A 12797-nucleotide genomic window follows, 5' to 3' on the forward strand; every position below is an offset into this window, starting at 1 on the left:
GGGTGGCTGGGTCGTGGCTGTCGCCGGTGGGCCAGGTGCCAGCGGCCGTGGCGGCGGGAGCTTCACCGCGAGTATAGGTGTGGAAGCGGGGCGTGGCAGCCCGCTGAACTGTCGTATCCCAGGTGGCGGTGACCGGCCGACGGGGCACCGGCATCATGGGGCGATGGATTTCCCGGCGCCGCTGCGTCCGTTGGTCGCCGGCTCCACCTGGCGGCGCGGCGTGTTCCTGTTGCTCGGCGGAGTGCTCGCGCTGCCGTACGCGTTGCTCCTGGTGGCTTTCGGGCAGATGTTCGCCACGTCCGGGGTGCCCCGGCCGCTGGTCCTGGTGCTGCTGGTGCCGGCGGCCACCATCGCCGTCGTACCGATCTTCCTCGGCGGTAGCCGCGCGCTGGAGATAGCCGCGGTCCGTGGGCTGCTCGGGGTCGACCTGCCCGAGCCGCTGCCCGGTCACCGGCTTGACCGGGAGACCCGGCTGCGCGCCGCGCTCTGGATCGGACTGCACCTGACCAGCGGCGCGCTGGTGGTGACCGCGCTGTTCAGTGCGGTGCCGATGGCGCTGGCGTTCATCGCCGCCCAGGCCGGTGTGGACGTCGGGATCACCGGTGCCGAGCGGTTCGGGCCGTTCGACGGTCGGGACAGCGGCTGGTTGACGCTCCTCGGAGTGCTCGTGCTGGTCGCGCTCGGCTACGTCGTGGCCGGGCTCGGTGCGCTTGCCGCGTCGATGGCACCGGCGCTGCTGGGACCGGCGTCGGCCGAGCGGATCGCGGCGCTGGAGGCCCGGGCCGCCCGGCTGGCCGAACGCAACCGGCTGGCCCGGGAACTGCACGACTCGGTCGGCCACGCGCTTACCGTCGCCACCCTCCAGGCCGGCGCCGCCCGCGAGGTGCTCGACGGCGACCCGGAGTTCGTTCGCCGGGCGCTGGCCGCCATCGAGGAGACCGGTCGGCGGGCGATGGACGATCTCGACCACGTGCTCGGGCTGCTCCGGGAGACCGGGGAACCATCAGTCGTCGCGCCCCAGCGGACCCTGTCCGACCTGGCGGAACTGATCGCCGACACCCGGGCGGCCGGCACGTCGGTACGCAGCCGCAGCCGCGGGTCGCTGGACGCCCTGCCGGCGGCGGTGTCCCGGGAGGGCTATCGGATCGTGCAGGAGGGGTTGACAAACGCCGCCCGGCACGGCCACGGGCCGGTGACCTTGCGGGTGGACGTGTCGCCGGACGGTCTGGAGATCGAGTTGGTAAACCCGGTGGCTCGGCCGACGTCGGATGGTGCGGCGGTGCCGGGTGGTGGGCGGGGGCTGATCGGCATGCGGGAACGGGTGCTGCTGCTCGGTGGTCGGATCACCACCGGAGTGGACGGAGAACGATGGCGGGTACGGGTGCGGCTGCCGATCGGGGCGGACGGATGAGCGTGGACGTGCTGCTCGTCGACGACGACGAACTGGTCCGGATCGGGCTGCGGACCATCCTCGACGCCCAGCCGGACCTGCGGGTCGTCGCCGAGGCAGCGGACGGGTCGGAGGTGCCGCCGCTGGTCGCCCGGCACCGCCCGCAGGTGGTGCTGATGGACGTGCGGATGCCCGGGATCGACGGCATTCAGGCCACCCGGCGCCTGCTGGCCACCTCCGCCGAGCCGCCCCGGGTGCTGGTCATCACCACCTTCGCCAACGACGAGTACGTCTACGAGGCGCTGCGCGCCGGAGCCAGCGGTTTCCTGCTCAAGCGGGCCCGGCCGGCCGAAGTGGTGGAGGCGGTACGGGTGGTGGCGCGCGGCGAGTCGCTGCTCTTCCCGGCCGCGATCCGCCGGCTGGTCGGGGCGTACGGGCGGCGGACCGCCGACGGGCTGCGGGCGGCCCGGCTCACCGAACGGGAGGCGGAGGTGTTGCGGCTGATGGCCGCCGGACTGTCCAACCCGGAGATCGCCGCCCGACTCGTGGTGGGTGTCGAGACGGTGAAGACGCACGTCGGCAACGTGCTGACGAAGCTCGGGGTGCGTGACCGCACCCAGGCGGTGATCGCCGCGTACGAGTCGGGGTTCGTCACGCCCGCCGGTTGACGTGTCCCCCACGAGGGGGAGACGGTTCACCGCCGTACGGGAGGGCAGGGCGGGCGCCCCGGCCGAGGCTGGGGTCATGACCAACGTAGCCCTACCCGAACACCGCGAGACGACCCGTCGTCCCGGCCTGCTCGCCCCACTCGCCGCCGGTTGGCTCGGGCTGTGGGGCCTGCTCGCCCTGGTGGCGGCCCGCACCGGCACCGGCTATCCGTTCGGCGCCGACGACCCGCACCGGGACTCGACCCTGCTCCGGCTGCTCCCCTCGGAGGCCGGGCCACCGTTCTTCGCCGGGATGCTGCTCACCGCCGCCGCACTGGTCCTGGTCAGTCGCAGGAGCACGTTGACCGGCCCGCTGCGGGTGCTGCTGCTCGGCTACGGCTGGGCCGTCGCGTTCGTGCTGGCCGTGGTGGTGCCCGGAGTGCACGTGCTGGCCCTGGTCGGGTACGCACCGATGCTGCTGATCGGTGCGCCCTTCGGCTGGCCGCCGGTGGACTACGCCGACGTGTTCACCTGGGCGCTGACCGCCCGCGTCGCCGCGCTGGCCGGCGGTGTGCTGTTGAGCGGGGTGCTGCTGGGGTGGCAGCGGCGTACGGCCGGTTGCTGCGTGGGGTGTGGCCGCGACGGCACCGACCGGGGTTGGACCACCCCGGCGGCCGCCGCCCGCTGGGGCCGGTGGGCCGTCTGGATCGCGGCGGTGATCCCCGTCGGGTACGCGCTGACCCGGTTCGCCTGGCTGGCCGGCATCCCGCTCGGCCTCTCCGGGGAGGAACTCGCCGAGTTGCGGGAGAGCGGCGGCGTCTGGGCGGGGTTCGGGCTGGGTGCCTTCGCCACCGTCGGCTCGGTGCTCACCCTGGGGCTGGTGCAGCGGTGGGGTGAGCGGTTCCCGCGCTGGATGGTGGGGCTGGCGGGTCGGCGGGTGCCGGTGCGGCTGGCCGTGATCCCCGCGACGGCGGTGGCGGTCCTGGCCACCGCGGCCGGCCTGAACGCGCTGAGCGTCCCCGAGTTCTGGGAGTCGGGCCGCGGGCTCAGTGCGGCCGGCGCCCCGCTGATGTTCTTTCCGCTGTGGGGGCTCGCGCTCGGCGCCGCGACGTACGCGTACCACCTGCGTCGTCGGGGTGTCTGCGGTCGCTGCCACCTGGGGTGACCGCGGGGTCCGGTCCGTCGTCCGGCACGGGGGCGGGCGGCGGACCGGACTGTCACGGCAGGTCGCGGGCGTAGCAGACGGAGAGCGGCTCGCCCCGGTACGGCCCGAAGTTGTCGATGCGCCGGTAGCCCTCCCGTTCGTAGAAGCGCATGGCATCGGGCTGGGCGGTGCCGGTCTCCAGCAGCAGGGTGCGTACCCCGGCGTCGCGGGCGGCCTGTTCCAGGGCGCGCAGGATGGCCGTCGCGACGCCGGTGCCCCGGGCCGGCGGGCTGACGTACATCCGTTTGATCTCGGCGGAACCGGCGACGAGGAAGCGCAGGCCGCCGCAGCCGACGGCGGTGCCGTCGGGGTCTCGGGCGATCAGGAAGACGCTCACCGTCTCGGCCGTGGGTTCCTCGCCCGGCTCGTGGTCGTCGCAGCCGTAGCGGGCGTCGAGTTCGGCCCGCTGAGCGGCGCGCAGCCGGGTGGCGTCGGTCGACTCCCAGGGTTCGCGATCGATGGAGAGCACCACGGCCCCTCCTCCTCACCGGCAGAGTTCATGATCATGCCAGGTTGGTGGGGGTCGACGCAGGCGGGTGCGCGCTAGCGTGGGCGGGGTGAGTGAGTCTTCGTCTGTTTCGCCGCTCCCACCGGCCGACCTGCCCGCCACGCTCGGCGCGCTGCGCGCCGCCGGGTACCGGTACCGCACCGTCAAGCAGGAGCTACGCGACAACCTGCGGGCCCGGATGCGCGACGGCGCTGCGCGGTTCGCCGGCATCGTCGGGTACGACGACACCGTGCTGCCGGAGGTGGAGCGGGCGCTGCTCGCCGGGCACGACATGGTGCTGCTCGGTGAGCGGGGCCAGGGCAAGACCAGGCTGATCCGGTCGCTTGTGACGCTGCTGGACGAGTGGACGCCGGTGATCGTCGGCTCGGTGCTCAACGAGCACCCGCTGCACCCGGTCACCCCGGCCTCGCGGGCGCTGCTCGCCGAGGCCGGCGACGACCTGCCGGTGGGCTGGCTGCACCGCTCGATGCGCTACGGGGAGAAGCTGGCCACCCCGGACACCAGCGTCGGTGACCTGATCGGCGACGTCGACCCGGTCCGGCTGGCCGAGGGGCGCACGCTCGGCGACCCCGAGACGATCCACTTCGGGCTGGTGCCGCGCACCAACCGGGGCATCTTCGCGGTCAACGAGCTGCCCGACCTGGCCGAGCGGATCCAGGTGGCGCTGCTCAACGTGCTGGAGGAGCGGGACATCCAGGTACGCGGCTACCAACTGCGGCTGCCGCTGGACCTGCTGCTGGTGGCAAGCGCCAACCCGGAGGACTACACCAACCGGGGCCGGATCATCACGCCGCTCAAGGACCGCTTCGGCGCGGAGATCCGCACCCACTACCCGACCGACCTGGAGCTGGAGCTGGCCCTGATCCGGCAGGAGGCCGACCTGGTCGCCGAGGTGCCGGAGCACGTGCTGGAGGTGCTGGCCCGATTCGCCCGGGCGGTACGCGATTCGCCGTCGGTGGACCCACGCTCGGGTGTCTCCGCCCGGTTCGCCATCGCCGCCGCGGAGACCGTCGCCGCCGCCGCGCTGCGCCGGGCCTGCCTGCTGGGCGCCGACTCGGAGCTGCCGTCGTCCGAGGCGGTGGCGCGGGTGGGGGACGCGGTGTCGGTGACGTCGACGCTGCGCGGCAAGGTGGAGTTCGAGAGCGGCGAGGAGGGCCGGGAGGTCGAGCTTCTCGGCCACCTGCTGCGTACCGCCACCGCCGAGACGTTCCGGGCCCGGCTGGCCGGGCTGGACCTGTCCGGCTTCACCGCGCTGGTGGAGGAGGGACAGGCGGTCGAGACCGGGGAGTTGGTGTCGGCGGCTGACCTGCTGCGTCAGGTGGGCACGGTGCCGGGGTTGGCGAAGGTGCTCGACCGGCTCGGTATCGGCGACGCGCCGAGCACCGGGCAGGCCGCGGCGGCCGTCGAGTTCGTGCTCGAAGGGCTGTATCTGAGCCGCCGGCTGGGCAAGGACGTCACCGACGGCGGGCGGACCCGCTACGGCGGCCGGGACTGAGATGGCCGGCAACCGGTTCCGGTACGGGCAGTGGCGCGGCGGCCCCGATCCGCTCGCGCCCCCGTACGACGTGCAGGCCGCGGTGGACCAGGTCGGCGCGGAGGTGCTTGCCGGCGGCAGTCTCCGGGACGCGCTGCGGGACCTGCTGCGCCGGGGCCCGCAGGGGCGTGGTGGGCTGGACGGGCTGACCGCCCGCGCCCGTCGGCTGCGCCGCGAGGCGTTGCGCCGGGGTGAGCTGGACGGGGCGGTGACCCGGGCGCGGGCGCTGCTCGATCAGGCGCTGGCCGCCGAGCGGGACGAGTTGGCCCGCCGCGACGACGAGGCGGCCCGGTTCGCCGAGACGATGCTTGACGATCTGCCCCGCTCGACCGCGCAGGCGGTGCGGGACCTGTCCGACTACCGGTGGGCCAGCGACGAGGCCCGGCAGACCTACCAGCGGATCCTCGACGGGCTGCGCGACGACGTGCTCGGCCAGCGCTTCGCCGGGCTGCGCGACTCGGCCCGGCTCGCCGGTGACCCGGCGGTGCAGGAGCAGGTCGCCGAGATGATGCGGGACCTCAACGCCCTGCTGGCCCGGCACGCCCGCGCCGAGGACACCGCCGACGCGTTCGCCGAGTTCATGCGCCGGCACGGCGACTTCTTCCCGGAACGCCCGCGCGACGTGGACGAACTGATCGACCTGCTGGCCCGCCGATCGGCGGCCGGCCAGCGGCTGATGAACTCGCTGTCGGAGCGGCAGCGGGAGGAACTGGCCGGGCTGATGCGCGAGTCCCTCGGTGACCGGCTCGCCGGTGAGTTGGCCGCGTTGGAGGGGAACCTGCGGGCGCTCCGGCCCGACCTGCGCTGGGGGCGGGGTGAGCGGACGCAGGGCGGCCGGCCGCTGGGCTACGGCGAGGCGACCGGGGCACTCGACGAGATCGCCGAACTGGACGACCTGCTCGACCAGTTGGGCCAGGCGCACCCCGGGGCGACCCTTGACGACATCGACGTCGACGCGGTGGCCCGGACACTGGGCCGCGACGCGGCCGACGACGTACGGCGGCTGCGGGAACTGGAGCGGGAACTGCGCCGCCAGGGCTGGGTGACCCGCGACGCCGACGGTCTGACGCTGAGTCCGAAGGCACTGCGCCGCCTCGGCGGCACCGCGCTGCGCCAGGTCTTCGCCGAGCTGACCGCCGGCGCGCGAGGCCAGCACGACCTGCGCTCGGCCGGGGCGGCCGGCGAGGTGACCGGGGCGTCGCGGCCCTGGGAGTACGGCGACGAGCAGCCGCTTGACGTGGTGCGGACGCTGACCCGGGCGGTCCGCCGAGCCGGCCCCGGAGTGCCGGTGCAACTGGCCGTCGAGGACTTCGAGGTCGTCGAGACCGAACGGCGAGCGTCGGCGGCGGTGGCGCTCTGCGTCGACCTGTCGTACTCGATGATCTCGCAGGGGCGGTGGGGGCCGATGAAGCAGACCGGGTTGGCCCTGGCGCACCTGATGGCGACTCGGTTTCCGCAGGACGCGTTGCAGATCATCGGGTTCGGCCGGCGGGCGGAGACGCTGACCCAGCAGGAACTGGCCGCCGTCGAGCCGGACATGATGCAGGGGACCAACCTGCAACACGCGTTGCGGCTGGCCGGCCGGCACCTGCGGCGCCATCCGGACGCCGAGCCGGTGGTGCTGGTGGTCACCGACGGTGAACCGACCGCCCACCTGGATCCGGACGACGGTGAGGCGCTGTTCGCGTGGCCGTCCTCACCGGAGACGATCGAGGCGACAATCCGGGAGGTGGACCGGCTCGGCCGCTTCGGGGCCACCCTGAACCTCTTCATGCTGGGCGACGATCCCGGGCTGCGCCGCTTCGTCGACGCGGTGGCCCGGCGCAGCGGCGGCCGGGTGTTCACCCCGGACGCCGACGACCTCGGTGAGTACGTGGTCAGCGACTACCTGCGGGCCCGCCGCGGCCGCCGCTAGGCTCGGCGGGTGGAGGTCGACGGGCTGCGACGGGCGTACGACGCGGTGCTGACCGAGGTCGAGTCGGGCGGGTTCGAGTCGCCCCCGCCCGACCGGTACAGCGCCGAGCAGATCGTGGCGCACCTGATCGCCAGCGACGAGCTGATGCGCGAGGCCACCGAGGCGGTGCTGGCCGGCTCGCCGTACGCCTTCTACGACCTGGACGAGGTCCACCGCCCGGAACTGGACGAACTGGCCGCCGAGTGCGGCGGCCTCGACGGACTCGCCGTCCGGCTGCGCGCCACCAGTGACCGGCTGGTCGCGTTGGTGGCTCAGCTCGGTGCGGCAGCGGACACCCCGGTGGAGACACACCTCCGCGAGGGGTTCGAACTCGTCATCGACGAGCCGCTGCCGTGGGGCCGCACGATCGACCTGCACGCCCGCGTGCACCTGCCCCGCCATCTGAACGAGCTACGCGCCCTGCGCCGCGGGCCCTGACCGGGTACGGCTTGCTGGGCGCCTCCCCGGGGAGGCAAGCGCTTGAGCACTCGGCTACTGAAGCGTCCAGCGCTGGGCCGGGTTGCCGTCGCAGGGCGCCTGGACGATGTCGGTGCCGGCGTCGGCGCCGCCGTCGCGGGCCTGGGCGCACTTGCCGCTGTGTACGGCCACCAGCACGGTGGCGCCGCCGTCGACAGGTTGCAGCCGCCACTGCTGGTTGCCCTCACCGTGGCAGCCGAACTGCTGCAACCGGGCACCGTCGTCACCGCTGACGCCCTCGACGTCGAGGCACTGGTTGTGGGCGGCGTTGGTAAGTGTCACCGTGTCCGGGCCGAAGGTGTTGACCACCCACTGCTGCTCCGGCCCGCCGCTGCAATCGGCCAGCTTGGCGGCGGCCCGCTCGCCGTCACCGTCGAGACCGAGACAGAGATGGGATCCGACCCCACGGAACACCTTCGGCCCGGCGATCGCGTCCGGATCCTCGCTGGGGCTCGGTGTGGGGGACGGCTCGGGCCTGGTCGGGCTCGGTTCCGGTTCGCTCCCGGTGGGGCTGGGCTGCACCGTGCTCGGGCTGGGGGCGGCCACCGTCGGTGCCGCCTCCGGCTCGCCGCCGCCGAGCACGCCGGTGGCGAACAGCACCCCCAGCAGTACGCCGACCAGCCCGACCGCCAGTGCCGTGACAAGCAGCGGATCGCGGGGCGGTCCGGCTCGGCGGGTGCCGTAGACGCTGCCCGACCCATCGGTGTGCGACATGCCGGCATCCTGTCCCACCGCGCGAGGTCCCGGCCAGCCGCCCCCGGTGCCCAGCCTGATCTGGGCGAGAAACGCCTCCGATGGACATCCCGCCAGCCCGCCCCCATGACGCGTAAAGTGATCCCATGCACGCCGTGCGTGATCATGACCAGGCGGTGGCCCAGCTACGACGGTCGTACGCGGCGGTGCCACACGGCCAGCCGGTGCGGTTGGCCAAGCGCACCTCCAACCTGTTCCGTCCGCGCAACGCCCCCGTCTCCGGTCTGGACGTCAGCGGTCTCGGCGGGGTGCTGGGCGTCGACCCGGTCGCCCGCACCGCCGATGTGCAGGGCATGTGCACCTACGAACGGCTGGTCGCCGCGACCCTGCCGTACGGCCTGATGCCACTGGTGGTGCCGCAGCTGCGCACCATCACCCTCGGCGGGGCGGTGACCGGGCTGGGTATCGAGTCGACGTCGTTCCGCAACGGACTGCCGCACGAGTCGGTGACCGAGCTGGACGTGCTCACCGGCACCGGTGAGGTGGTCACCGCCCGGCCCGACGGCCCACACGCCGACCTGTACGCCGCCTTCCCCAACTCGTTGGGCAGTCTCGGATACGCCACCCGGCTGCGGATCGAGCTGCAACCGGTCCGCCGGTACGTGGCCCTGCGCAACCTGCGGTTCACCAACCTGACCGCGTTGACCGAGGCGATGGGCGAGATCGCCGCGACCCGCCGTTGGGCCGGTGAGAGCGTCGACGCGATGGACGGGGTGATGTTCAGCCCCGGTGAGGCGTACCTCGTGCTGGGCAGCTTCACCGACGACGTGCCGGCGGTTTCCGACTACACCGGCCAGGAGATCTACTACCGCTCGCTGCGCCAGCGCCCGCACGACGCGCTGACCGTCCACGACTACCTGTGGCGCTGGGACACCGACTGGTTCTGGTGCTCGGCGGCGTTCGGCGCGCAGCATCCGGTGGTGCGGCGGTTGTGGCCGGCGCGGTGGCGGCGCAGCGACGTCTACCACCGCATCGTGCGTCTGGAGCACCGGCACCGGGTGGCCGCCCGGATCGACAGGTGGCGCGGCCAGCCGGCCCGGGAGCGGGTCGTGCAGGACGTGGAGATCCCGCTGGACCGCACGGCCGAGTTCCTGCACTGGTTCGCCACCGGCGTCGGGATGACGCCGGTGTGGTTGTGCCCGCTGCGGCTGCGGGAGCCGGCGGGTCCGGGATCGGCCCGGTCCTGGCCGCTGTATCCGCTACGGCCGGGGCAGGACTACGTAAACATCGGGTTCTGGGGGAGCGTGCCGATCGCCGAGGGCGCCGCCGACGGCGACGTCAACCGGGAGATCGAGCGCGCGGTGTCGGAGGCGGGCGGGCACAAGTCGCTCTACTCCGACGCGTACTACGACCGGGATTCGTTTGACCGGCTCTACGGCGGCGGGACATGGCGCGCCGTGCGGGACCGGTACGACCCGGAGCACCGGCTCACCGGACTGTACGAAAAGGCGGTAGCACGCGCATGAGTCTCACCGACCGTAGCCAGGGAGCGGCAGGCGCTCCCGCCCCGCCGCCCCCGGGGGGCCGGCGGCGTGGGTCGACCGTGGCGGACATCGTCCGGGCGGTGACCTCGGGCCCCCTGCCGGTACGCGTCACCGCGTACGACGGCAGCTCCATCGGCCCGGCCGACGCCGGGATCACCCTGTCGATCCGCTCCGAGCGAGGGCTGTCGTACCTGCTCACCGCGCCGGGAGATCTGGGCATGGCGCGTGCCTACGTCAGCGGCGACCTGAGCCTGGAGGGAGTGCACCCGGGCGACCCGTACGAGGCGTTGCGGGTGCTCAGTGGGCTGCGGATGCGGGCCCCGGCACTGGCCGACGGGCTGGCCCTGGTGCGTGAGCTGGGCTGGGAGCGGCTGCTGCCGCCGCCGGCTCCGCCGCAGGAGGCCCGGCCCCGTTGGAAGCGGATCGTGGGTGGCCTGCGGCATTCGCGGACCCGCGACGACAGCGCCATCTCGCATCACTACGACGTGTCGAACGCGTTCTACGAGAGGGTGCTCGGCTCGTCGATGACGTACACCTGCGCGGTGTACCGCAGCCCGGACGACACGTTGGAACAGGCGCAGGCGAACAAGTACGACCTGGTCGCTGGCAAGCTCGCGCTGCGGCCGGGGATGCGGCTGTTGGATGTGGGCTGCGGTTGGGGCGGCATGGTCCGGCACGCGGCCCGGGAGTACGGCGTCAAGGCGATCGGGGTGACGCTGTCGCGGGCGCAGGCGCAGTGGGCTCAGGCGGCGATCGAGCGGGAGGGGCTGACCGGGTTGGCGCAGGTGCGGCACCTGGACTACCGCGACGCGCCGCGCGAACAGTTCGACGCGGTCTCCTCGATCGGCCTGACCGAGCACATCGGAGTCCGCAACTATCCGGCCTACTTCGGGTTCCTGCGTGACCGGCTGCGCCCGGGGGCCCGGCTGCTCAACCACTGCATCACCCGGGCGGACAACCGGGCGCCGCACCGTTCCGGGGCGTTCATCGACCGGTACGTCTTCCCGGACGGCGAGTTGGCCGGCCCGGGTCGGGTAATCAGCGAGATCCACGATGCCGGGCTGGAGGTGCATCACGAGGAGAACCTGCGCCAGCACTACGCGCTGACCCTCGCTGCCTGGTGCCGCAACCTGGTGGAGCACTGGGATTTCTGCGTCGCCGAGGTGGGTGCGGGTACGGCCCGGGTGTGGGGGCTCTACATGGCCGGTTCACGGCTGGCGTTCGAGCGCAACGGCATCCAGCTGCATCAGGTGGTGGCGACGCGTAACGGCCCGGACGCGGTGAACGGCTATCCGCTGCGCCCGGACTGGCTGCCCTGACCGGGTACCTCGGGACCGAGCGGGGCCGCGCCGGAGCTGCCGGCGCGGCCCTTTCTCGAACCCATTGACAAGGAAGTTTTTTACGTACAAACTGATTTTGCCATGAGAGATGTCCTGTACCTGGAGCAGATCGAGCAGGCCGAGGTGCTGCTGAAACCGCAGCGTGTCGAGATCCTGCGGCAGCTGGCCGAGCCACGCACCTGCACCGAGGTGGCCGCCCGGCTGGAGCAGACGCCACAGCGCGTCTACTACCACGTCAAGCAACTCGTCGCGGCCGGGCTGGTCGAGCAGGTCGACCAGCGCAAGGTCCGTGGCATCACCGAGGGCATCTACCGGGCGGTCGCCCGGTCGTACTGGCTCTCACCGCGTCTGGTGGGCCGGATCGGGCTGCGCCGCGCCCGCGACGAGCTGAGCCTCGGCTACCTGCTGGACCTGATGGAGGAGGTCCAGGCCGACGTCGCCGCCCTGGACCGCACCGCTCCGGAGCTGCCGTCCATCGGCGTCTCCGGCGAGATCCGTGTGCCGGCCGAACGCCGGCAGGAGTTTCTGCACGATCTGCAGTCCGCGCTGCAGGAGTTGTTCACGCGCTACGGCGGCGCTGAGGGAGACGCCTTCAAGCTCGCCGTGGCCTGCTACCCGAAGGGAACCGACAGTGACTGAACCGATGACCCTCGCCGTCCGTCTCGCCGCGCCGATCGCGCGGGTGCGCCAGGCCCTGACCGACCCTGCCGAGCTGCGCGTCTGGCTGGCTGAGCACGCCGAGGTCGAGCTGCCCGAGCGGTACGAGTTCTGGGGCCGCTACACGCCCGAGGGCGACGCTCCACATCAGCGGGTGCTGCACACCGACGACGACCGGCTGCGCTTCGCCTGGCTGCTCGACGGGGTGGAGACCACCACCGAGATCACGCTGAGCGCGGACGGGTCCGACGCCACCGTGCTGCGACTGTCACAGACCCACTTCGACTTCAACGACGTGATCAACGGCACCAGCATCCGGGGTGTCCTACAGACCTACTGGGCGCTGACCATCGCCAACCTGGAGGCCCACCTCGCCGGCCAGCCGCTGCTGCCGAAGGTGGACTTCACCGGCACCGACTTCCGAGGCGAGCTGGAGATCGCCGCACCGGCCGACAAGGTGTGGGAGTCCCTGACCGACTCCGAGCAGGCCAGCGCCTGGTTCGGCTACCCGATCGGCATCGAACCCTGGGTCGGCGGCCGGTACGCCATGGGCGGCTTCGACAGCGGGTTCGCGGCCAAGGTGGTCGACCTGGAGCCCGGGCGGCGGATGTCCGTCGACTGGGGTGCGCCCGGCGTCACCAGCTGGGAACTGACCGAGTCCGAGGGTCGGACGAAGCTCACCTTCGTGCAGAGCGGCTTCGACGAGCAGAACCCGCCGTACGCTGCCTGGGCGGGGTCGGTCTCCGGGCTGGCCGAGCTGCGCCGCTTCCACGAGGTGCCGGATTGGCAGCCGATCTGGCTGCCCGAGGAGACCGCCGCCACGTCCGGCTGAGCCCTCCGGCACGGGCG

12 protein-coding genes are annotated in these 12797 nt (G+C 72.9%); 10 read left to right on the forward strand and 2 right to left on the reverse strand.

Going from position 1 to position 12797, the window contains the following annotated elements:
* The first annotated feature begins 163 nt into the window (after positions 1–163).
* From ACFY2A_RS10995 to ACFY2A_RS11005, 3 genes are all read left to right on the forward strand, one after another.
* Positions 164–1411 carry a sensor histidine kinase gene (locus ACFY2A_RS10995; RefSeq protein WP_387170647.1) on the forward strand — a complete coding sequence of 416 codons (1248 nt, stop codon included), beginning with the start codon at positions 164–166 and terminating at the stop codon, positions 1409–1411.
* On the forward strand, positions 1408–2058 hold the full coding sequence (locus ACFY2A_RS11000) for a response regulator transcription factor (RefSeq protein WP_387170649.1): 651 nt from the start codon (positions 1408–1410) through the stop codon (positions 2056–2058). The genes ACFY2A_RS10995 and ACFY2A_RS11000 overlap by 4 nt, the downstream gene beginning before the upstream one ends.
* A gap of 76 nt (positions 2059–2134) precedes the next feature.
* The gene (locus tag ACFY2A_RS11005; protein WP_387170651.1) at positions 2135–3202 is read left to right on the forward strand and encodes a hypothetical protein; all 1068 of its coding nucleotides are present in this window, start codon (positions 2135–2137) and stop codon (positions 3200–3202) included.
* Between the two features lie 52 nt (positions 3203–3254).
* On the opposite strand, the gene ACFY2A_RS11010 is transcribed toward ACFY2A_RS11005, so the two are convergent.
* Positions 3255–3713: a GNAT family N-acetyltransferase gene (locus ACFY2A_RS11010; RefSeq protein ID WP_387170653.1), complete on the reverse strand. Its 459-nt coding sequence runs from the start codon at positions 3711–3713 to the stop codon at positions 3255–3257.
* An 85-nt stretch (positions 3714–3798) separates the two neighbouring features.
* Between ACFY2A_RS11010 and ACFY2A_RS11015 the strand changes: the two genes are divergently transcribed.
* Genes ACFY2A_RS11015 through ACFY2A_RS11025 form a run of 3 tightly spaced genes read left to right on the forward strand, consistent with a single transcriptional unit; the run spans position 3799 to position 7675 of the window.
* On the forward strand, positions 3799–5244 hold the full coding sequence (locus tag ACFY2A_RS11015; RefSeq protein ID WP_387170655.1) for a magnesium chelatase: 1446 nt from the start codon (positions 3799–3801) through the stop codon (positions 5242–5244).
* 1 nt (position 5245) lies between these two features.
* Positions 5246–7198 (forward strand): VWA domain-containing protein, encoded by a 1953-nt coding sequence (locus tag ACFY2A_RS11020; protein ID WP_387170657.1) that lies wholly within the window; start codon positions 5246–5248, stop codon positions 7196–7198.
* A gap of 9 nt (positions 7199–7207) precedes the next feature.
* Positions 7208–7675, forward strand: a complete 468-nt coding sequence (locus tag ACFY2A_RS11025; protein ID WP_387170659.1) for a hypothetical protein — start codon at positions 7208–7210, stop codon at positions 7673–7675.
* A gap of 54 nt (positions 7676–7729) precedes the next feature.
* Here ACFY2A_RS11025 and ACFY2A_RS11030 read toward each other — a convergent pair whose 3' ends face one another.
* Positions 7730–8428 carry an RICIN domain-containing protein gene (locus tag ACFY2A_RS11030; protein WP_387170661.1) on the reverse strand — a complete coding sequence of 233 codons (699 nt, stop codon included), beginning with the start codon at positions 8426–8428 and terminating at the stop codon, positions 7730–7732.
* A 125-nt stretch (positions 8429–8553) separates the two neighbouring features.
* Here ACFY2A_RS11030 and ACFY2A_RS11035 point away from each other — a divergent pair, with 125 nt between their 5' ends.
* The 4 genes from ACFY2A_RS11035 to ACFY2A_RS11050 all read left to right on the forward strand — a co-directional run bounded on the left by ACFY2A_RS11035 (position 8554) and on the right by ACFY2A_RS11050 (position 12780).
* Complete coding sequence (locus tag ACFY2A_RS11035; RefSeq protein WP_387170663.1) at positions 8554–9933, forward strand: FAD-binding oxidoreductase; 1380 nt, start codon at positions 8554–8556, stop codon at positions 9931–9933.
* Entirely contained in the window at positions 9930–11270 is a 1341-nt protein-coding gene (locus ACFY2A_RS11040; protein WP_387170665.1) for a class I SAM-dependent methyltransferase, read from the forward strand. The genes ACFY2A_RS11035 and ACFY2A_RS11040 overlap by 4 nt, the downstream gene beginning before the upstream one ends.
* Positions 11271–11372: 102 nt before the next feature.
* Positions 11373–11930, forward strand: a complete 558-nt coding sequence (locus ACFY2A_RS11045) for a helix-turn-helix domain-containing protein (protein WP_363921934.1) — start codon at positions 11373–11375, stop codon at positions 11928–11930.
* Positions 11923–12780, forward strand: coding sequence for an SRPBCC domain-containing protein (locus ACFY2A_RS11050; RefSeq protein WP_387170667.1), 858 nt, complete (start codon positions 11923–11925; stop codon positions 12778–12780). Before ACFY2A_RS11045 ends, ACFY2A_RS11050 begins: the two co-directional genes overlap by 8 nt.
* Positions 12781–12797: the final 17 nt, after the last annotated feature.

Source organism: Micromonospora sp. NPDC000442 (assembly GCF_042898635.1).
GTDB lineage: Bacteria > Actinomycetota > Actinomycetes > Mycobacteriales > Micromonosporaceae > Micromonospora.